Origin of the sequence: Streptomyces nodosus (assembly GCF_008704995.1) — a bacterium.
In the GTDB taxonomy this organism is placed as follows: Bacteria; Actinomycetota; Actinomycetes; order Streptomycetales; family Streptomycetaceae; genus Streptomyces; species Streptomyces nodosus.
The window spans coordinates 3,288,946-3,308,264 of record NZ_CP023747.1; the positions used below are offsets into that span (position 1 = coordinate 3,288,946).

Genomic DNA, 19,319 nt, shown 5'->3' on the forward strand with positions numbered 1-19,319 from the left:
TGGGTGAGGGGATCGGGCTCGACCAGACTGACACGCCCGGACACACTACGCATTTCGATCAGTCACGGAGCGTGTGCAGGGTAGGCGCCGCAGCTCGTCGGCCTCTCCCCCGGCCCCCACCAGGCCCGTGCTCACTCCCTTGAGCCGCGGCTCGAATCTGCGCATCTCCCGCTGTCCCACGGTCGCGACGATCCCCGGCAGATGTCCGCGTACCGCCTGGAGTCCGCGCAGCCAGCCCTGCCCGTAGACATGGCTCGACCGCCGCTCGATCCCGGCGACCAGCCGGTCCACCGCGGGACCCGGCGGATAGGTCTTGCCGGCCGGCCACGGCAGCCGCTGCCGCAGCTCCCGCATCGCCGCGTCCCGGTCGGCGCCCCGCACCATGTCCGTGTCGGTCCAGGACAGATAGCCGACCCCGACCCGTACGCCCCGGTGTGCGACCTCGGCGCGCAGACAGTGTGCGTACGCCTCCACGCCCGATTTGGAGGCGCAGTACGCCGTCATCATCGGCGCCGGTGTGATCGCCGCGAGCGAGGCGATCTGGAGCAGATAGCCACGGCTCTCGATCAGCGCCGGAAGGAAGGCCCGCGCGGTCACCGCCGAGCCGACCAGATTGACCTCGATCACCCGCCGCCATGCCTCGGGGTCGGAGTCGGCGAACGGACCGCCGTTCGCCACACCGGCGTTGGCGACCACGATGTCGACCTTCCCGAACCGCTCCGTGACCTGCCGCGCGACCTTCGTCATGGTCTCGTGGTCGGTGACATCGGCGCACCAGTGGGCACTGACCCCGTACAACTGCTCGGAGACCCGGGCGAGTTCCTCCGCCTCCAGGCCGACGAGGGCGACCTCGGCGCCGCGCGCCGACAGCTTGCGGGCCAGCAGTTCGCCGACCCCGCGCGCGGCGCCGGTGACGACCGCGACCTTCCCCTCCAGACTCACCTTGCTCATGCACCCTCCTCGATCCCTGTGTCCACCCATGGGCGGGGCACCGGCGCACCCGGCCCCGCCGCGGTCGGCGCGGGGGCCCGGAGCACCTGGTACTCGGCCAGGTCCACGCGCCGTGTGGCGTTGCGGAACTCCGTCGTGGTGCCGGGCCAGACGGTGGTGTTGCGGCCCTCGGCGTCGAGATACCAGCTGGTGCAGCCGCCCGTGTTCCACACCGTGCGCTTCATGCGCTCCTGCACCGTGTGGTTCCAGGCGTCCACGGCACCCTGCCGGGCGTCCAGCGCGACCCGGCCGCCGAGCGTCGCCGACTGCCGCAGAAAGTCCGCCAGATAGTTCAGCTGGGACTCGATCATCAGGATCATCGAGGAGTTCCCCAGCCCGGTGTTGGGCCCGATGATCGTCATCCAGTTGGGGAACCCGGAGACGGAGGCGCCCCGCAGCGCCCCCATCCCGTTCTTCCACGCCTCGGCGAGGGTCCGGCCGTCCGCGCCGACGACCCGCTCGGCGATCGGCATGTCCGTGACATGGAAGCCGGTGCCGAAGACGATCGCGTCGACCTCCGCCTCGGTGCCGTCGGCGGCGACGGCGGTCGATCCGCGCACCTCGGCGAGGCCGCTGGAGACCACATCCACATTGGGCTGGGCCAGGGCCGGGTAGTAGGTGCTGGACAGCAGGATCCGCTTGCAGCCGATGCGGTAGTCGGGGGTGAGCCGGGCGCGCAGCTCCGGGTCCTTGATCGCGCGGGCCATGTTGCGCTCGGCCAGCCGCTCCACGAACCCGAGCTCCTCGGGATGCCTGGTGAACGCCTGGACCTGCAACTCCCTGATGCCCCACAGCAGTCCGCGCCGCAGCCGGGCGGTGAAGGGCAGCGCGCGGTGCAGCCCGCGCTCCAGGCCGCCGATGGCGCGGTCGACACGCGGCATCACCCAGGGCGGGGTGCGCTGGAAGAGGGTGAGCCTCGCGACATCGGGCTGGATCGACGGCACGATCTGGATGGCGGAGGCGCCGGTGCCGACCACGGCGACCCGTTTTCCCCGCAGGTCGTAGTCGTGGTCCCAGCGGGCGGAGTGGAAGACCTTGCCGGGGAAGGAGTCCAGCCCCGGGATCTCCGGGACCCTGGGTTCGGAGAGCGGTCCGGTGGCGGAGACGACGATGTCCGCGGTGAGGCCCCCGCCACTGGTCTCGATCTCCCAGCGCAGCCGCTCCCCGTCCCATCGCATCAGCGTCACCTCGGAGCCGAGGCGGAGGTGCGGACGCAGCCCGAAGACATCCGTCACATGCTCCAGATAGGCGCGGATGTGTTCCTGCCCGGAGAAGGTGCGGGGCCAGTCGGGGTGGGGTGCGAAGGAGAAGGAGTACAGATGGGAGGGCACATCGCAGGCGCACCCCGGGTAGCTGTTGTCACGCCAGGTGCCGCCGACGCTGCCGGCGCGCTCCAGGACGACGAAGTCGGTCACTCCCTCGCGGCGCAGTCGCACGGCGGCCCCGAGACCGCCGAAGCCGGAGCCGACCACCGCCACCCGTACATGAGGCATCTGTCCGTGTCCGCCCACCCCGACACCCCTCCCACGCCTGCGCGACGCCGCCAGTGAACACTGGCGCAATGGGAGCGTAGGACAGCCGCGTACCGATGGGTAGGGGGCGTGACAAGGAAAGTTACCCCGGGTACGACGTAGGGTGCGGGGGTGGCAGAGCACGGGCGGCGGCGCGAGTACCGCATGGACGAGCTGGCCGAGGCGGCCGGCATCACGGTACGCACCCTGCGTTTCTACCGTGAGCGCAAACTGATCCAGCCGCCGCGCCGCGAGGGCCGTATCGCCTGGTACGACGACACCCATCTGGCCCGGCTGCGCACGATATCGGCGCTGCTGGAGCGCGGTCACACCCTGAACGGCATCGCGGAGCTGGCCGAGGCCTTCGACCACGGGCGCGATGTGGGCGATCTGCTCGGCCTCGGCGCGCCCACCGAGGAGACCCCGGTCCGTCTCACCCCCGAGGCCCTGGCCGATGTGTTCGGCGCCGAGGCCACCCCCGAGAACCTGGCGGCCGCCCTCGACCTCGGCTATCTCGGCACGGACGGCGGTGAGATCGTCCATATCAGCCGCCGTCTGCTGGATGTCTCGGCGGCCCTGGTCCGTGAGGGCATACCGCTCGCGGAGGTCCTGTCCGCCGGCCGCCGGGTGCGGGAGCACGCCGAGGCCCTGGCGGACACCTTCGCGGAACTGACGGCCGCGCACCGACGCACCCCGGAGGACACCCGGCGGCTGCGCCCGCTGGCGAAGAGCGTGGTGGAGGCGGAGCTGTCCCTGGCCCTGGACCGGCGGCTGAGCCGGGACGGACAGGAGTGACCGCCCTCCTCGCCCGACGGCCGCCCCGCTACATCGCGAAGGTCACCGTCACCGGCGCATGGTCCGACCAGCGTTCGGCATGGGTGACGGCCCGCTCCACCACCGCCTTGACGGCCCGCCCCGCCAGCCCCGGTGTCGCGACGGCCAGATCGATCCGCCACCCCGTGTCATTGTCGAAGGCACGCCCGCGGTAGGACCACCAGCTGTACGGCCCCTCGGCATCCGGGTGCAGCGCCCGCACCACATCGACATATCCGCCGTCCTCGACGTCGAGGACCCGGCTCAGCCACTCCCGCTCCTCGGGCAGGAAGCCCGAGTTCTTCTGGTTGCCGCGCCAGTTCTTCAGATCCGCCTCACGGTGGGCGATGTTCCAGTCGCCGCACACCAGTACCTCACGGCCGTCGGCGGCGGCCCGCTCCCTGAGGTCCTTGAGATGACCGAGGAACTCGGTCATGAAGCGGACCTTCTCGTCCTGGCGCTCGGTGCCGACCTCACCGGAGGGCAGATACAGGCTGGCGACGGTGACCCCGGGCAGATCCGCCTCGACATACCGCCCGCTGTCGTCGAACTCGGCCGAACCGAAGCCGACCCGCACCCGGTCGGGCTCGCGCCGGGTGTAGAGCGACACCCCGGCGCGCCCCTTGGCGGCGGCGGGCGCATGGACGACGTGCCAGCCCTCGGGCTCCCTGACCTGCGCCGGGATCTGCCCGGGCTCGGCCCGCACCTCCTGGAGGCACAGCACATCGGCCGAGGTCCCGTCCAGCCACTCGGCGAAGCCCTTCCTGGCCGCGGCGCGGATCCCATTCACATTCACGGAGGTCACTGTGAGCATCCGGGAACCCTACCGGCACACTGGTGGAGTCCCCGTCCCCGAATATGCATAGAAGTACGATGACTAGCATGAATATTCGCCGCGTCCCCTTCGACCACCCCGACGCCCTCAAGCTCAACGACCAGGTTCAGGCCGAGTACAGCGTGCGCTACGGCGACGAGGGCGACGCCACCTATCTGGCCCCGGAGATGTTCAAGCCGCCCGTCGGTCTGTATCTGATCGCCTACGACGACCAGGACCGCCCCGTCGCCACGGGCGGCTGGCGCACCCAGAACCTCAACGACGAGGGCTATCTGGACGGGGACGCCGAGCTCAAGCGGATGTATGTGATCGAGGAGCTGCGCGGCCGCGGTCTGGCACGCCGCATCCTGGCCGCACTGGAGGAGGACGCCCGCGCGGCCGGCCGCACCCGCATGGTCCTGGAGACGGGCACCAAGCAGCCGGAGGCGGTGGCCCTCTACGCCTCCAGCGGCTATGAGCCGTGCGCCAAGTTCGGCTACTACCGCCTCTACGAGACCAGCCTCTGCTACGCCAAGCAGCTGTGACGGCCGGGCCGGTCCCGCCCGGCCCCGGACGCTGCCCGTATACGTGAACTCTGCCGCTCGCACGGAGAGTTGAGACCGGGTTCACGGAACGGGCCTGCGCGGACATGCCACAGAGGGCCTCGAATCGACTTCGAGACCCTCTGTGTTGCGTGGACCTGAGGGGATTTGAACCCCTGGCCCCCTCGATGCGAACGAGGTGCGCTACCGGACTGCGCCACAGGCCCTTGCAACGAGTGAAACTCTAGCATCCCCGGCGGCCGGCCCGGAAATCCGTTCCTCGCTGGTCAACCACCAGACGGGAGGGCGGGCCTACTCGTTGGCGGCCCGGGGGCGTTCCCCGTCCTCGTACTGGTCGAACAGCGGGGTACGGCCCCGTCCCCGGGAGCGCCTGGCGGAGGCGGCCCGCCGGGCGTCGCTGCGGCCGTCGTCCGCGGGCGGGGTGCGCGGCTCCGCCCGGGCCCCGGCCTCCTCGAAGCCCTCGGGGTCCCCGGAGTCCGGCGCGGTGTCGGCGGACGGTGCGCCCGGCATGAGCGCCGCCGCCCCCACCGTGCTCGACCGGGCGGAGCTCCAGGCGTCCGGTGCCCCGAGGTCCACGCTCGGCGTCGCCCGCGGGGCGACCGGAGCGGTCACATAGGTGGGCAGCGGCACCGGAACCGGGTCCCAGCTCTCGCCCTGCCCCGGCCTGCGCTGCCGTTCGCGCTGCTGGTCCACCCACTCCGCGTGATCGGTCTGCTCCACCAGCGCCCGGCGGTCGGCCGCGAGCGCGGACAGTCCGGGGTCGGTCTCCGGTTCGGGGCCGTCCTCCGGTTCGTCCGTGTCGGACTCCGCCGGCGTCCGCCGCCTCGGCTGCCGCTCATGCAGCCGCCGCGCCGCGGCCTCGGCCCTCTGACGGTCCATCGTGTAGGTGAACCGCTTGCGCTCCTGCGTCCGCAGATAGGCGATGTACGCGCTGAGCAGCACCGCGGGCACCCCCGGCGCCCACAGGAAGGCGAGCCCGCCGACCGCGGCCACGATCGCGCCCAGCGTGAACGCCAGGAAGAGCACCACGGTGGTACGCCGCCGGCGCGCGAGGACCCTGGAACGCCGGGCGCGCGCCTGGGCCTCCGCCGAGGCCGCCTGCCGGGCCCGGGGCACCCCCGGGGCCGCCGCGGGGCGGGCGCCCTTCGGCTGCTCCGGGCCGTGCGCGCTCTTGGCGACGCGGTGCGGCACGACGTCCGGGGACGCGTTCTGGGTGCCGGGCCGGGACGCCCCGGGGGCCGCCGGCTCATGCCGGGCGGGTTCCTCCGGCTCCACCCGGACCCGCACCTGGCGCCCGTTCGGGGGCGCGGCGAAGGCCCGGACGTCCACCGAGTCGGTGACTCCGGCCGGTTCGGCGCGGGGCTCCCCCTCCTCGGTGGAGCGCGCCAGCAGGTCCTTGGCGTACCGGCGCTCCATCCCCGCCCGTCCGGACAGCAGCCGGATGGCGGTGCTGAAGCGTTCCGTCGGACGAGACTCGTTCAGCTCGTCCTGCCTACGGAGCCACATCGGCACCAAGTAGGCGGCCCAGGCCCCGACGATGACTGCGTAGATGAGGCCGCTGCTGCTCACGCCTCACACCGTAGAGGGGTTTGCCCGAGGCCATCCGCCAATTGGGCCGGTGTGTCGCACGATCTGGCTGATATTTCGAACTTTTTTTGGGACGGATGCGATCAACAGGCCGATCAAGCCGCAAATTCAATGAGCCGAGACGATCGCGGGCCGATCAAATTCGAACATATTTTTTATTTCCCCGGGTGCGCCGGCTTGCCCGGGGCGCCTCCCGGGCCCGGTGCGTGCTCGCTCGGGCCCTGCGCACCCGACCGCCGCGCGCGGATCCGGTGCCAGCGGGCCAGCAGCCCCTCGGGCAGCTCCTCGGCGGTGAGCGCGAAGACCAGATGGTCGCGCCAGGCCCCGTCGATGTGCAGATAACGCGGCCGCAGCCCCTCCTCGCGGAATCCGAGTTTCTCCACGACCCGGCGGCTGGGCCCGTTCTCCGGGCGAATACAGACCTCGATGCGGTGCAGCCCGACGGTCCGGAAGCAGTGGTCCACGACGAGCGCCACTGCCGTGGGCATCACCCCGCGGCCCGCGACCGCCTGGTCCACCCAGTACCCGATGTGGCCCGAGCACATGGATCCCCAGGTGATCCCGGCCACCGTCAGCTGTCCGACGAGCTGCCCCTGGTACTCGATGACAAAGGGCAGCATCCGGCCCGCGTTGGCCTCGCCGCGCAGATGCCTGACCATCTGGCGGTAGGTCGGCCGGTGCGTTATCGGGCCGCTCGGCGTGGGCGGCGGAATGGTCGCCTCCCAGGGCCGCAGCCAGTCCCGGTTGCGTCTGTTGACCTCGCGCCAGGCCCGCTGGTCGCGCAGCCTTATCGGCCGGAGGACGACATCGCCGTCCACCAGCTCGACGGGCCAGGATGGGCTGTTCAGCTCGCACCCCCATGCGCTCCGGTGCGGTCACTCGGTCTGCCGCGGTCCTCGCCGGCCGGGGATCCGCCCGTGCCGGACCCGGGGTGGTCACCGCCGCGGATCTGGTCCACGGCGTGCACCAACAGGGGTTCCAGGACGGCCAGTCCGTCCTTCACCCCGCCGGTGGACCCCGGCAGGTTGACGATCAGCGTTCCCCCCGCGACTCCGGCGAGTCCCCGGGAGAGCGCCGCCGTCGGCACCTTCCTCTGTCCGAACGCCCTGATGGCCTCGGGAATGCCCGGAACCTCGAGGTCGATCACCGCCCGGGTCGCCTCGGGGGTGCGGTCGGTGGGCGAGAGCCCGGTGCCGCCGGTCGTCACGATCACGTCGTAACCGGCCCGGGAGCCGGTGCGCAGCGCGTTCTCCACGGGGTCCCCGTCCGGGACCACCAGGGGTCCGTCGACCGCGAAACCGCACCGGAGGAGCGCCTCCACGATCAAAGGGCCGCCCCGGTCCTGGTACACCCCCGCCGCCGCGCGGTGGGAAGCGGTCACCACCAGGGCCGAGTAGGGCGCCGAGAGGGCACCGCCGATCGGCGGGTCGGCCGGTGCCGTCATGACCGGCTCCAGTCGCCCGAGGCGCCGCCCGTCTTCTCCTCCACCCGCACGTCCGTGATCACCGCGCCCTTGTCGACCGCCTTGACCATGTCGATCAGGGTCAGCGCGGCGACGCTGACCGCGGTGAGCGCCTCCATCTCGACGCCGGTGCGGTCGGTGGTGCGCACGGTGGCCGTGATCTCCACGGCGTCGTCCGCGACCGCCAGGTCCACGGTCACGCCCGACAGGGCGAGCGGATGACACAGGGGGATCAGGTCCGGCGTCCGCTTGGCGCCCATGATGCCCGCGATCCGCGCGGTGGCGAGAGCGTCGCCCTTGGGCATGCCCGCACCGCGCAGCAGTTCGATCACGCGCGGCGAGACCAGCACGCGACCGCGGGCGCGGGCGCTGCGCGCGGTGACGTCCTTCCCGGAGACGTCGACCATGCGGGCTGCCCCGGCGTCGTCGAGGTGGGTCAGTCGGTCCTGCGTACTCATGTGCGTGCGGCGCTCCCGGTCCCGGCCCGGCGCGGGCCTTTCGTGCGCGACACGGTACCGCCAACTCGACGTGACCAGCCGGGCGAGGTCCACTCCTCGGACCCGCCCACCCGTCTGCACGGGCCCCGGACGCCCGATCGCCCCACCGCACCGGCGTCCGCCGGCCGCCGGGCGGGGACGGCCGGGGTGGTCAGCCGAGGAGGATCACCTCGAGCTCGGTGTCCGGCTCGACCGAGGTGTCGTCCTCGGGGACGACGATCAGCGCGTCGGCCTGGGCGAGGGCCGCGACCAGGTGGGATCCGGCGCCGCCGACCGGCGTCACGGTGCCGTCGGCGTACTTTCCGCGCAGGAACTGCCGCCGTCCCGCGGGCGAGGTCAGCGCCTTGTCGGTGTGCAGGACGGCCCTGGTCCGGGGCCGGTGCACCTCCTCCAGGCCCATCAGCGCCCGGATCACGGGGCGCACGAAGAGCTCGAAGGAGACGTACGAGGAGACCGGGTTGCCCGGGAGTGCGAGCAACGGGGTGTGGTCGGGGCCGACGGAGCCGAAGCCCTGGGGCTTGCCGGGCTGCATGGCGAGCCTGCGGAACTCCACACCGGCGCCCGCCTCGTCCTCGTCGCCCACGAAGGAGAGGGCCTCCTTGACCACGTCGTAGGCCCCCACGCTCACCCCTCCGGTGGTGACCATCAGATCGGCGCGGACGAGCTGGTCCTCGACGGTGGAGCGGAGGGTGTCCGCGTCGTCGGCGACCGCGCCGACCCGGTAGGCGATGGCTCCCGCGTCCCGGGCGGCCGCGGTGAGCGCGAAGCTGTTGGAGTCATAGATCTGGCCGGCCCGCAACTCCTCGTCGGGCTGGGCCAGTTCGCTGCCGGTGGAGACCACGACCACACGCGGGCGCGGACGCACCCGGACCGTGCCTCGGCCGATCGCGGCGAGCAGCGCGATCTGCGTCGGCCCGAGGACCGTGCCCGCCTCCAGGGCGAGCTCCCCGGCCTTCACATCGCTGCCCCTGGCCCGCACATGCGCGCGCGCCTCGGCCGCCCGGTGCACCCGCACCTGCCCGCCGGCGTCCTCGGGGGCCAGGCTCCGGGCCCGCATCCCGGTGACGGGGCCGCCGCCCAGCCCGCCGTCGGTCCACTCCACGGGGACCACGGCCTCGGCGCCCGGCGGCAGCGGAGCGCCGGTCATGATGCGGGCGGCCTGTCCCGGCCCCACCCGGAGCCGGTCCGCCGATCCCGCCGCGACGTCCCCGACCACCGTGAGGACGGCCGGGAACTCCTCGCTCGCGCCCGCGACATCCGTGACCCGCACCGCGTAGCCGTCCATCGAGCTGTTGTCGAACGGCGGCAGGGAGACCGGCACGGTGATGTCGTCGACCAGCACACAGCCCTGGGCGTCGAGCAGTTGCAGCTCGATGGGCTCCAGGGGGCGGACGGTGGTGAGGATGTCCTCCAGGTGCTCGTCCACCGACCAGAGACGGTCCTGGCCGGTGTCGGTCGCGGCGTCACTCAAGATCGCTACATCTCCTCGGCTACGTAACTGCGGAGCCAGGCCCGGAAGTCCGGGCCCAGGTCCTCACGTTCGCATGCGAGTCTGACAATGGCACGCAGATAGTCGCCACGGTCGCCGGTGTCGTAGCGGCGGCCCCGGAAGACGACGCCGTGCACCGGGCCGCCGACCTTCTCGTCCTCGGCGAGCTGCTGAAGGGCGTCGGTGAGCTGGATCTCGCCGCCGCGGCCCGGCTCGGTGGTGCGCAGGATGCCGAAGATGTTCGGGTCGAGGACATAACGGCCGATGACCGCGTAGTTCGACGGGGCGTCCGCCGGCTCCGGCTTCTCGACGAGGCCGGTCACCTTGACGACGTCGCCCTCCTCGGTGGGCTCGACGGCCGCGCATCCATAGAGGTGGATCTGCTCCGGTGCGACCTCCATGAGGGCGACGACGCTGCCGCCGCGCTGTTCCTGGACCTCGACCATGCGGGCCAGCAGGGGGTCGCGCGGGTCGATCAGGTCGTCGCCGAGGAGGACGGCGAAGGGCTCGTGCCCGACGTGCGGGGCGGCGCACAGCACGGCGTGCCCGAGTCCCCTGGGGTCGCCCTGGCGGACGTAGTGCATGGTGGCGAGGTCGCTGGACTCCCGGACCTTGGCGAGCCGCCCGCCGTCGCCCTTCTTCTCCAGGGCCGACTCGAGCTCGTAGTTGCGGTCGAAGTGGTCCTCGAGAGGTCGCTTGTTGCGGCCGGTGATCATCAGGACGTCGTCGAGCCCCGCGGCCACCGCCTCCTCGACCACGTACTGGATCGCGGGCTTGTCGACGACCGGCAGCATCTCCTTGGGAGTGGCCTTGGTGGCCGGCAGGAACCGGGTGCCGAGGCCCGCCGCGGGAATGACAGCCTTGGTGATCCTGGGATGCGACTCAGTCATGTCCGTAACCTTATCGGGTGCTCATGGGCGGAATCTGCGTCTCCGGTTAATTCGCGGCACTATGAGCGTATTGCGAAAGGCGGGCGGTGACCTGTGGTCCCCATGGGATATGAGACGGATGCTGACAAGGAAACGTTGCGGCGCGAGCTCCTCTCGGTGAGAAACAGGTTGACCGCGGATGACATCCGCGCGACATCGGCCGCGCTCGCCGAGCGGGCCCTGGAACTGCCCGAGTTGGCGCATGCGCGGACGGTGGCCGCCTATGTCTCCGTGGGGAGCGAACCCGGCACCCTCGCGCTCCTGGACGCGTTGCGCGCGCGGGGCGTACGCGTCCTGCTGCCGGTGCTGCTGCCGGACAACGACCTCGACTGGGGGGTCTACACCGGGCCCGAGGGCCTCGCCCCCGTCCGGCGCGGCGGGCGGATGACCCTTCTGGAGCCCCTGGGCGAGCACCTGGCCCCGGAGGCCGTCACCGGGGCCGACGCCGTGCTGCTGCCCGGTCTGGCGGTCGACGCGCGCGGTATGCGGCTGGGGCGCGGCGGGGGCTCCTACGACCGTGTGCTGGCGCGTCTGGAGCGGGTCGGCGCCGACCCCGCGCTGGTGGTGCTCCTGTACGACGCGGAGGTCGTCGGGCGCGTCCCCGAGGAGCCGCACGACCGCCCCGTGCACGCGGTGGTGACCCCCTCGGGCGTGCGCCGCTTCCGCTGAGCCCCGGCGCGGGCCCGTGCCCCGTACGCGAACCGGCCCTCCACGCGTGCGTGGAGGGCCGGTCTCATGGCGGGGCGGTGTCCGTCAGGGCTTGAGTACCAGGGTGTCGGTCGTGTTCTGGTCGACCGCGTCCTTGGAGAAGTGCCACGCCAGCAGCTTGCCCTCGGCCCACTTGTCCGTCTGGTCCGTGTAGTGGGCGCTGTAGGCGTGTCCCGAGGCGCCGGAGAGGTTGATCCACTTGGACTTGTCCAGGTCGTCCAGGTTGACCACCATCCGCATCGACGGCACCCAGACGACGCCGTAACCGCCCGCCGCGTTCCAGCCGGTGGCGTTCACGGCCGCCTCACCGCCGTCGAGCTTCCAGGGACCGCGGTTGAGCATGTACTGCAGTATGCCGGGGCCGCTGGTGCCCAGGGTCTGGTTCTTCAGGAACAGCCGGTGCAGCCGGCCCCAGCTCCAGGTGTCGATGTCCTTGCCGAGCTTCGCGGTCAGCTCCCAGCGAGCGTCCTCCATGGCGCGCGCGAACAGCTCGTCGCGGTTGGTGGCGGCCGGCCGGTTGCGGGTCTTGGGCGTCTGCCACCAGTCGTTCTTCGGGTCGTCGATGATGTTGCCCACCACCTGGAACCAGCGGTCGCCGCCGTCCGGCTGCGCCTGGTCGGCGTCGCGCTGACCGCACTCGCGCACCTTCTGGTCCGCGTCGGCGGGACCGGTGGTGTCGGCCGGCTCGACCCACAGGCACTGGCCCTTGACCCTCAGCTCCTTGGGCAGCTTGTTGCCGAAGGCCAGCTTGAGGATGTTGCGCCAGACGGCGTTGAAGTACGCGGCCGCCGCCGAGTCGGCGTCCTGGGTGCCGTTCCAGCCCTCCAGCAGCTTCTGCGCCTCACGGACGTGCTTGTCCGCGATGTCGAGCTTCAGCAGCTTGGGCACCAGCATCCGGGCGATCTCGCTGCTGTTGTCGAGCTGCATCTGCCGCATGTCGTCGGTCGAGATCTTGCCGCCGCCCTTGATCTTCGCCTCGATCAGGTCGTCGATCCGCTGGCTGCGCGAGCCGTAACCCCAGTCCGCGGTCAGGGTGTAGGGGTACTTCGCCTTGTCTATCACCGCCTGGTTGGCGGTGACGATGTAGCCGCGCTTGGGGTCGTACTCGTAGGGCAGCGCGTCCTGCGGGATGTACTCGCCGGTCCAGCCGTACTTGGAGTCCCAGCCCGGCGCCGGGAGCGAGCCGTCGCCGCCCTGGCCGCGCACCGGGATCCTGCCGGGCAACTGGTAGCCGATGTGGTTCTTGGTGTCGGCGTAGACCAGGTTCTGCGAGGGCACCTCGAAGGACCGGGCCGCCTTGCGGAACTCCGTCCAGTTCGAGGCCTTGTCGATCTCGAAGACGGCGTCCATGGTGGTGCCGGGGTCCAGGGCGGTCCAGCGCAGCGCGATGCCGTAGCCGTCGCCGCGGTCGGGGGCCGCGGTGTCGACCGTGGCCTTCTTGCCGACCTTGACGAGTTCGCCGTCGCGGTCGGAGAGCAGGGGACCGTTGTTGGTCTCCCGCACGACGATCTTCTTGGAGCCGCCGCCGGCGATCTTGATCGTCTCGGTGCGGGTCTTGAACGGACGCACCTTGCCGTCGTAGAGGTAGCCGTTCCCGGAGATCTTCTCCAGGAAGAGATCGGTGACGTCCACGCCGGAGTTCGTCATGCCCCAGGCGATGTTCTGGTTGTGGCCGATGATCACACCGGGCATCCCGGCGAAGGTGTAACCGGTCACGTCGTACTTGCACTTGGCCGAGACCTCGGTGCAGTGCAGGCCCATCTGGTACCAGACGGACGGCAGCGAGGCCGACAGATGCGGGTCGTTCGCCAGCAGCGGCTTTCCGGTGATGGTGTGTGCGCCGGAGACGACCCAGGAGTTGGAGCCGATGCCGTTGCCGTTCACGCCGACGGCGGTCGGGACGTCGTCCAGGACGTTGTAGAGGCCGGTCAGCTGGCTCTCCAGGGCCGAGGAGTCGGCGGTGGAGGCCCCGGTCGCGTCGGTCCCGCCGGCGGCGCCGGTCGTCCCGGACATGTCACCGGTGCCGGTGGCCGTGCCGGTGGCGTCGGCCGTCCCGGTCCCGAGCGCCGAGCCGCTGCCCTCCGTACCCGTGTCCGTCGAACCCGTCGAGCCCGTCGAGCCGGTCTGCTCGAACACCCTGGCGAGCTCGTTGTACTGGCCCTCCTGGACGATCGGCTTCTTCTTGCCGTACTCGTACTCGGGGTAGAGGTCCGCGATCTGCTTCGGGCCGAGGCGGCTGGTCATCAGGGAGCGGTCGATCTCGTCCTGCATATTGCCGCGCAGGTCCCAGGCCATCGCCTTGAGCCAGGCGACCGAGTCGACCGGGGTCCAGGTCTCGGGCTTGTAGTCGTTGGTCAGGCCCAGCGCCGCGTACTCCAGGGAGATGGACCTGCCGTCCTTGCCCTTCAGATAGGCGTTGACTCCCTTGGCGTACGCCTGGAGGTACTTCTTGGTGGCGGCCGACAGCTTGCTGTCGTACTCCTTCTGCGCCACCCGGTCCCAGCCGAGGGTGCGCAGGAATTCGTCGTTCTTGACCTGGCCCTTGCCGAACATCTCGGACAGGCGCCCGGACGTCATATGGCGACGCACGTCCATCTCGTAGAACCGGTCCTGCGCCTGGACATAGCCCTGCGCCATGAAGAGGTCCTCGTCGGACGAGGCGTAGATCTGCGGGATGCCGTAGGCGTCGCGTCTGACGTCCACGGGGCCGGACAGACCGTCGAGGGTGGTCTCCCCCTTGGTCTGCGGGAAGGAGGCGCGCACGGTGCTGACGGACCAGTAGCCGCCGTAACCAACACCTCCCACGAGAGCCAGAGCCACGACCATCACGAGCAGACGGGCTCTGCGCCCTTTCTTCCTGCCGGACTTGCCGGGCTGCTGGCCGGAAGAGGCGTTGGTGTTGGGGGGCATCGCTGTCCTTGCTGTCCTAACACGAGCGGCAGGGCGGGCTGTGCTTACTACTGAGCGCTGGAGCAACCATAGGCGCAGGGCCCCGTCCGCCTTGACGCGGAGTCGGGGATCCAGACCGGACTGGGGTTCGATCATGCGGCCTGGCGCGTCAAGAAAACGTCAAGAGTTAGGTAAGGTAACGAAGTATCCGCACGGAAGTCGGCGACAACGCCGGCTTTGCGTGCTCGGATCGAGGCGTTCGCATCGCGGCGCCCCGGATCGGCGAGAAGGGAACGGCCGCTGACTGTCCACCACCTCAACCAACTCCTGCTCGTCTGCTCGCTCGTTCTGCTCATCGCGGTGGCGGCGGTCCGGATCTCCTCGCGCAGCGGGCTCCCCAGCCTGCTCATCTATCTGGGCATCGGCATCGCCATGGGCCAGGACGGGATCGGCGGCGTCCGCTTCGGCGACGCCGAACTGACCCAGGTCATCGGATACGCGGCCCTGGTCGTGATCCTGGCCGAGGGCGGTCTCGGCACCCAGTGGAAACAGATCAAGCCGGTCCTCCCGGCGGCCACCTCCATGGCGCTGTTCGGCGTCGCGGTGAGTGTCGGCGTCACGGCGGCCGGCGCGCACTATCTGAGCGGCCTCGACTGGCGCCAGGCGCTCATCGTCGGGGCGGTGGTGTCGTCGACCGACGCGGCGGCGGTCTTCTCGGTGCTGCGGAAGATCCCGCTCCCCGCCCGGGTGACGGGCGTCCTGGAGGCCGAGTCCGGCTTCAACGACGCCCCGGTGGTCATCCTTGTCGTCGCCTTCTCCACAGCCGGACCGGTGGAGCACTGGTACACGCTGCTGCTGGAGATAGTCGCGGAACTGGCCATCGGCGCCGCGATCGGGCTCGCGGTGGGCTGGCTGGGCGCCTGGGGGCTGCGGCGTGTGGCGCTGCCCGCCTCCGGCCTCTATCCGATCGCCGTCATGGCCATCGCGATCACGGCGTACGCGCTCGGCGCGCTGGCCCACGGCAGCGGCTTCCTCGCCGTGTATCTGGCGGCGATGATCCTCGGCAATGCGAAGCTGCCGCACTGGCCCGCCACGCGCGGCTTCGCCGAGGGGCTCGGCTGGATCGCCCAGATCGGCATGTTCGTCCTGCTCGGGCTGCTGGTGACCCCGCACGACCTGCTGGACGACATCCTGCCCGCCCTGGTCATCGGCCTGGTGCTGACCATGGTGGCGCGACCGCTGAGCGTGCTGGTGAGCCTGGCGCCGTTCCGGTTGCCGTGGCAGGAGCAGACGCTGATGTCCTGGGCCGGGCTGCGCGGTGCGGTGCCTATCATCCTGGCGACCATCCCGATGGTGAACGGCGTCGACGCCAGCCGCCGGATCTTCAACATCGTCTTCGTCCTGGTCGCCGTCTACACCCTGTTCCAGGGGCCGACGCTGCCCTGGCTGGCCCGTCTGCTGGGGCTGGGCAGGGGACCCGGAGCCTCCGACCTCGGCATCGAATCGGCGCCGCTGGAACGGCTGCGCGGGCATCTGCTGTCCGTCGCCATCCCCGGGGGCTCGCGGATGCACGGCGTCGAGATCAACGAGCTGCGGCTGCCGGCCGGCTCCGCGGTCACCCTGGTCGTCCGGGAAGGGACGTCCTTCGTACCGCTGCCGTCGACGGTCCTGCGGCGCGGTGACGAACTCCTGGTGGTGGCCACGGACGAGGTGCGCGACGCGGCGGAGAGACGTCTGCGGGCGGTGGGCCAGGGCGGCAAGCTGGCCGGCTGGCTGGGCATGACGGGGAACGGCGCGGCGGGGCGGTGACGGGCAGGGGTCCGGGTTCCGGGGATCCGGGTTCCGGGGATCCGGGTTCCGGGGATCCGGGTTCCGGGGTTCTGGGGCTGCGGGTTCCGGGGTTCTGGGGCAGGCCCCCCGGGCCCGGCTTCCGGGCCCGGTGGCCCGGCCCGGCCGGGCCACCGTGGTCACCACCGGGTGGGGCCGGTGGTGCCCCGGAGGTCCCCCGTGCGGCACCGTTTCACCGACGCCCCGTACCGCACCTCTGTACAATCGAGACGCACTGATCGAACCAACTCTGCCTGACGCAGAGCTGGCGCGACCGTATGGCGGCCGGAACGCCCCCCGCGACGGGAGCCGGTATCTACCGCAGTCCGCGCAAGAGGACAGCTCTCGGCGCCTGTGCCCACCCGGGGACCGCGCTACCAGGCGGCAGAAAGGCCGGGCCGTGGCATCCACGGTCACCTCGACGTCGTCCCGTCCGGGCTACGGGCAGCTGCTGCGCACCCGTGGCGCCTGGACATTCCTGCTCCCCGGCTTCGCGGCACGCCAGCCGTTCGCGATGCTCACCCTCTCCATCGTGCTGCTGGTGCAGCACACGACCGGATCGTACGGAGCCGCGGGCGCCGTCGCCGCGGTCACCGGCGTCTCCATGGCACTGTTCGCCCCCTACAGCGGCCGGCTCGCCGACCGTCACGGCCAGCGGGCGGTCCTGCTCCCCGGCGTCCTGGTGCATGCCCTCGCGGGCGTGTCCCTGACCGCTCTGGCGCTGGCCCACGCACCCCTGTGGGTCCTGTTCGCGGCGGCCGTCCCCACCGGCGCCTCGGTGCCGCAGATCGGCCCCATGGTGCGCGCCCGCTGGGGCGTGAAGCTCAAGGACTCACCCCTGATGCCGACGGCGGCGGCCTTCGAGTCCGTCACCGACGAGCTGACCTTCGTCCTCGGCCCGCTGCTGGCCACGGCCCTGTGCACCGCCGTCGCACCGGCCGCGGGCCTGCTCGCGGAGGCCACGCTGACCCTGGTCGGCGGTCTGCTGTTCGCGGCGCAGAAGAGCACCCAGCCGCAGCCCGCCACCGCGGCGCAGCGCCAGGTGGAGCACATTTCCGCGCTGCACATCCCCGGGGTGCGGGTGCTGATCGCGGTCTTCCTGGGCATCGGCTCCGTCTTCGGCGGTATGCAGGTCTCGCTCGCCGCGTTCAGCGAGTCGATCGGCGAGCCCGGCATCAACGGCGTGCTCTACGGAGTCTTCGCCGCCGGCAACATGCTGTCCGGCGTCGTATGCGGTGCCATCGCCTGGAAGGCCGCACCGCAGCGCCGCCTCGTCGTCGGCTACACGGCCCTCGCGCTCGCCGCCGCCGGTCTGTGGACCGCGCACTCCGTGGTCGTCCTGGCCGGGCTCGGCCTTCTGGTGGGCATGTGCATCGCCCCCAGTCTGATCACCGGCTACACCCTGGTCGAGGGACTGGTCCCGGCGGGTGCCCGCACCGAGGCCTTCACCTGGCTGACCGGCGCCGTCGCGCTCGGCCAGGCGGCCGCGGTCACGGTCGCGGGACAACTGGAGGACCGGCTGTGGGACGGCGCCGGATTCCTGGTCCCGATGGCCGGTACGGTGCTGGCCCTGGTGACCCTGGTGTCCCTTCGGTCACGGCTGACGGCACGGCCTCCGGGCCGCGTCGTGGCGCGTGGCGTCGGTCACCGCACGCCGTTCACAGTGGACTGACGCCGAGGAATACGTCACTATTGATGGTCGTTAGCACTCATCGAGTGAGAGTGCCAGGAGGAGTTCAGTGCCGACGTACCAGTACCAGTGCACCGAGTGCGGCGAGGGCCTCGAGGCGGTGCAGAAGTTCACCGACGACGCCCTGACCGAGTGCCCCAGCTGCGGTGGCCGCCTGAAGAAGGTGTTCTCCGCCGTCGGCATCGTCTTCAAGGGCTCCGGCTTCTACCGCAACGACAGCCGAGGCTCCTCGTCGAGCAGCAGCCCGGCCTCGTCGAAGCCGTCGAGCTCGTCCTCCGCCTCGTCCACGTCGTCCTCGGCGTCCAGCTCCTCCTCGGGCTCCGGTTCGTCGTCGACGGGCACCGGGGCCTCCAGCTCCGCCGCATAGCCGTGCACCGACCGGACCCCGCCGTCGCAGGACGGCGGGGTTCTCGGGTTCTCCGGAACCTGCCGCCGCGCCCGGACCCGCTACTGTGCTCGCCATGGCGAACGCAGCGATAGGCGTCATCGGCGGATCGGGGTTCTACTCCTTCCTCGACGACGTGACCGAGGTACAGGTCGACACCCCGTACGGGGCCCCCAGCGACTCCCTCTTCCTCGGTGAGATCTCCGGCCGGAAGGTCGCCTTCCTCCCCCGTCACGGCCGCGGCCATCATCTGCCGCCGCACCGGATCAACTACCGCGCCAATCTGTGGGCGCTGCGCTCCGTCGGGGTGCGGCAGGTGCTCGGTCCCTGCGCGGTGGGCGGACTGCGCCCCGAGCACGGTCCCGGGACGCTGCTGGTCCCCGACCAGCTGGTGGACCGTACGAAGTCCCGCACGGGGACGTACTTCGACGGGCTGCCGTTGCCCGACAGCACCGTGCCCAACGTGGTGCATGTGTCCCTCGCCGATCCGTACTGCCCCGCCGGCCGCGCGGCGGCGCTGCGGGCGGCGCGCGGCCGGGACTGGGAGCCGGTGGACGGCGGCACGCTGGTCGTGGTCGAGGGGCCGCGGTTCTCCACCCGCGCCGAATCGCTGTGGCACCGGGCCCAGGGCTGGTCCGTGGTGGGCATGACCGGCCACCCCGAGGCCGCGCTCGCCCGTGAACTGGAGCTCTGCTACACGTCGTTGACCCTGGTCACAGACCTGGACGCGGGCGCCGCGACCGGCGAGGGGGTCTCCCATGACGAGGTGCTGACGGTGTTCGCGGCCAATGTGGACCGGATGCGCGGGGTGCTGTTCGACACGGTGGCGGCCCTGCCGGAGAACGAGGCCCGGGACTGTCTGTGCGCCACGGCCCTGGGCGGGATGGATCCGGGCTTCGCACTGCCGTGACACCGCTGCGGTTGCCGTGACCGTCGACGCGGGCGTCTTGACCACGGGCGTGGGCGTCGACGTGAGCGTAGGCGTGGGCGTGGGCGTGCGGAACGTCCACTTCGGGTGAGTGTGTTGTCCACAACCGCCCGGTCGTCCACGGGCGTCGGTGGGATCCGCCGCGAAGCCTCATCGTGGATCGCGTCCCGGTCGCACGACGCAGGTGGTGATCACCATGTCCCGCTTCTCTCCCGCTCCGCTCCCGCCTCGGATTCC

At 71.3% G+C, this 19,319-nt stretch carries 17 protein-coding genes and 1 tRNA gene; 7 read left to right on the forward strand and 11 right to left on the reverse strand.

Annotated features, from left to right (window positions below; genetic code table 11):
• Window positions 1-45: 45 nt before the first annotated feature.
• Together CP978_RS14815 and CP978_RS14820 are read right to left on the reverse strand one after the other, a co-directional pair.
• Complete coding sequence (locus CP978_RS14815; RefSeq protein ID WP_052454127.1) at window positions 46-951, reverse strand: SDR family oxidoreductase; 906 nt, start codon at window positions 949-951, stop codon at window positions 46-48.
• The gene (locus tag CP978_RS14820; RefSeq protein WP_052454128.1) at window positions 948-2,483 is read right to left on the reverse strand and encodes a flavin-containing monooxygenase; all 1,536 of its coding nucleotides are present in this window, start codon (window positions 2,481-2,483) and stop codon (window positions 948-950) included. The genes CP978_RS14815 and CP978_RS14820 overlap by 4 nt, the downstream gene beginning before the upstream one ends.
• A 183-nt stretch (window positions 2,484-2,666) precedes the next feature.
• Here CP978_RS14820 and CP978_RS14825 point away from each other — a divergent pair, with 183 nt between their 5' ends.
• Window positions 2,667-3,296, forward strand: coding sequence for a MerR family transcriptional regulator (locus CP978_RS14825; RefSeq protein ID WP_202469817.1), 630 nt, complete (start codon window positions 2,667-2,669; stop codon window positions 3,294-3,296).
• A gap of 28 nt (window positions 3,297-3,324) precedes the next feature.
• On the opposite strand, the gene xth is transcribed toward CP978_RS14825, so the two are convergent.
• Window positions 3,325-4,128 carry an exodeoxyribonuclease III gene (gene xth, locus CP978_RS14830; RefSeq protein ID WP_043441089.1) on the reverse strand — a complete coding sequence of 268 codons (804 nt, stop codon included), beginning with the start codon at window positions 4,126-4,128 and terminating at the stop codon, window positions 3,325-3,327.
• 68 nt (window positions 4,129-4,196) lie between these two features.
• On the opposite strand from xth, the gene CP978_RS14835 reads away from it, so the two are divergent.
• A complete protein-coding gene (locus CP978_RS14835) occupies window positions 4,197-4,673 on the forward strand; it encodes a GNAT family N-acetyltransferase (protein ID WP_043441091.1) in 477 nt (158 codons plus the stop codon).
• Between the two features lie 150 nt (window positions 4,674-4,823).
• Here CP978_RS14835 and CP978_RS14840 read toward each other — a convergent pair.
• The 7 genes from CP978_RS14840 to galU all read right to left on the reverse strand — a co-directional run bounded on the left by CP978_RS14840 (window position 4,824) and on the right by galU (window position 10,616).
• Window positions 4,824-4,897 (reverse strand) — tRNA-Ala (locus CP978_RS14840).
• Window positions 4,898-4,982: 85 nt separating this feature from the next.
• Window positions 4,983-6,260: a divisome protein SepX/GlpR gene (gene sepX / locus CP978_RS14845; protein WP_150478225.1), complete on the reverse strand. Its 1,278-nt coding sequence runs from the start codon at window positions 6,258-6,260 to the stop codon at window positions 4,983-4,985.
• A gap of 173 nt (window positions 6,261-6,433) precedes the next feature.
• Entirely contained in the window at window positions 6,434-7,099 is a 666-nt protein-coding gene (locus CP978_RS14850; protein ID WP_227745629.1) for a GNAT family N-acetyltransferase, read from the reverse strand.
• Window positions 7,100-7,122: 23 nt separating this feature from the next.
• Window positions 7,123-7,722, reverse strand: a complete 600-nt coding sequence (locus CP978_RS14855; RefSeq protein ID WP_079162149.1) for a MogA/MoaB family molybdenum cofactor biosynthesis protein — start codon at window positions 7,720-7,722, stop codon at window positions 7,123-7,125.
• On the reverse strand, window positions 7,719-8,198 hold the full coding sequence (gene moaC / locus CP978_RS14860) for a cyclic pyranopterin monophosphate synthase MoaC (RefSeq protein ID WP_043441101.1): 480 nt from the start codon (window positions 8,196-8,198) through the stop codon (window positions 7,719-7,721). Before moaC ends, CP978_RS14855 begins: the two co-directional genes overlap by 4 nt.
• Before the next feature lie 190 nt (window positions 8,199-8,388).
• Window positions 8,389-9,708, reverse strand: a complete 1,320-nt coding sequence (glp, locus tag CP978_RS14865; protein WP_043441103.1) for a molybdotransferase-like divisome protein Glp — start codon at window positions 9,706-9,708, stop codon at window positions 8,389-8,391.
• Window positions 9,709-9,713: 5 nt separating this feature from the next.
• Window positions 9,714-10,616: a UTP--glucose-1-phosphate uridylyltransferase GalU gene (gene galU, locus CP978_RS14870; RefSeq protein WP_043441105.1), complete on the reverse strand. Its 903-nt coding sequence runs from the start codon at window positions 10,614-10,616 to the stop codon at window positions 9,714-9,716.
• A 102-nt stretch (window positions 10,617-10,718) separates the two neighbouring features.
• On the opposite strand from galU, the gene CP978_RS14875 reads away from it, so the two are divergent.
• Window positions 10,719-11,324, forward strand: coding sequence for a 5-formyltetrahydrofolate cyclo-ligase (locus CP978_RS14875; protein ID WP_052454130.1), 606 nt, complete (start codon window positions 10,719-10,721; stop codon window positions 11,322-11,324).
• Window positions 11,325-11,408: 84 nt separating this feature from the next.
• On the opposite strand, the gene CP978_RS14880 is transcribed toward CP978_RS14875, so the two are convergent.
• Window positions 11,409-14,273, reverse strand: a complete 2,865-nt coding sequence (locus tag CP978_RS14880; RefSeq protein WP_043441109.1) for a penicillin acylase family protein — start codon at window positions 14,271-14,273, stop codon at window positions 11,409-11,411.
• Window positions 14,274-14,489: 216 nt separating this feature from the next.
• Here CP978_RS14880 and CP978_RS14885 point away from each other — a divergent pair, with 216 nt between their 5' ends.
• The 4 genes from CP978_RS14885 (at window position 14,490) to CP978_RS14900 (ending at window position 19,064) form a co-directional block, all read left to right on the forward strand.
• Window positions 14,490-16,061, forward strand: a complete 1,572-nt coding sequence (locus CP978_RS14885; protein ID WP_376697933.1) for a potassium/proton antiporter — start codon at window positions 14,490-14,492, stop codon at window positions 16,059-16,061.
• Between the two features lie 418 nt (window positions 16,062-16,479).
• The gene (locus CP978_RS14890) at window positions 16,480-17,751 is read left to right on the forward strand and encodes an MFS transporter (protein WP_150478226.1); all 1,272 of its coding nucleotides are present in this window, start codon (window positions 16,480-16,482) and stop codon (window positions 17,749-17,751) included.
• Window positions 17,752-17,818: 67 nt separating this feature from the next.
• Window positions 17,819-18,136 (forward strand): FmdB family zinc ribbon protein, encoded by a 318-nt coding sequence (locus CP978_RS14895; RefSeq protein WP_079162150.1) that lies wholly within the window; start codon window positions 17,819-17,821, stop codon window positions 18,134-18,136.
• Between the two features lie 94 nt (window positions 18,137-18,230).
• On the forward strand, window positions 18,231-19,064 hold the full coding sequence (locus tag CP978_RS14900; RefSeq protein WP_043448654.1) for an S-methyl-5'-thioadenosine phosphorylase: 834 nt from the start codon (window positions 18,231-18,233) through the stop codon (window positions 19,062-19,064).
• Window positions 19,065-19,319 lie beyond the last annotated feature (255 nt).

Coding starts and splice junctions, on each gene's coding strand:
- xth (WP_043441089.1), bottom strand. CDS start 4,128: ATGCTCACAGTGACCTCCGTGAATGTGAATGGGATCCGCGCCGCGGCC.
- galU (WP_043441105.1), bottom strand. CDS start 10,616: ATGACTGAGTCGCATCCCAGGATCACCAAGGCTGTCATTCCCGCGGCG.
- CP978_RS14880 (WP_043441109.1), bottom strand. CDS start 14,273: ATGCCCCCCAACACCAACGCCTCTTCCGGCCAGCAGCCCGGCAAGTCC.
- CP978_RS14855 (WP_079162149.1), bottom strand. CDS start 7,722: ATGACGGCACCGGCCGACCCGCCGATCGGCGGTGCCCTCTCGGCGCCC.
- CP978_RS14820 (WP_052454128.1), bottom strand. CDS start 2,483: ATGCCTCATGTACGGGTGGCGGTGGTCGGCTCCGGCTTCGGCGGTCTC.
- moaC (WP_043441101.1), bottom strand. CDS start 8,198: ATGAGTACGCAGGACCGACTGACCCACCTCGACGACGCCGGGGCAGCC.
- CP978_RS14900 (WP_043448654.1), top strand. CDS start 18,231: ATGGCGAACGCAGCGATAGGCGTCATCGGCGGATCGGGGTTCTACTCC.
- CP978_RS14825 (WP_202469817.1), top strand. CDS start 2,667: ATGGACGAGCTGGCCGAGGCGGCCGGCATCACGGTACGCACCCTGCGT.
- CP978_RS14875 (WP_052454130.1), top strand. CDS start 10,719: ATGGGATATGAGACGGATGCTGACAAGGAAACGTTGCGGCGCGAGCTC.
- CP978_RS14835 (WP_043441091.1), top strand. CDS start 4,197: ATGAATATTCGCCGCGTCCCCTTCGACCACCCCGACGCCCTCAAGCTC.
- CP978_RS14815 (WP_052454127.1), bottom strand. CDS start 951: ATGAGCAAGGTGAGTCTGGAGGGGAAGGTCGCGGTCGTCACCGGCGCC.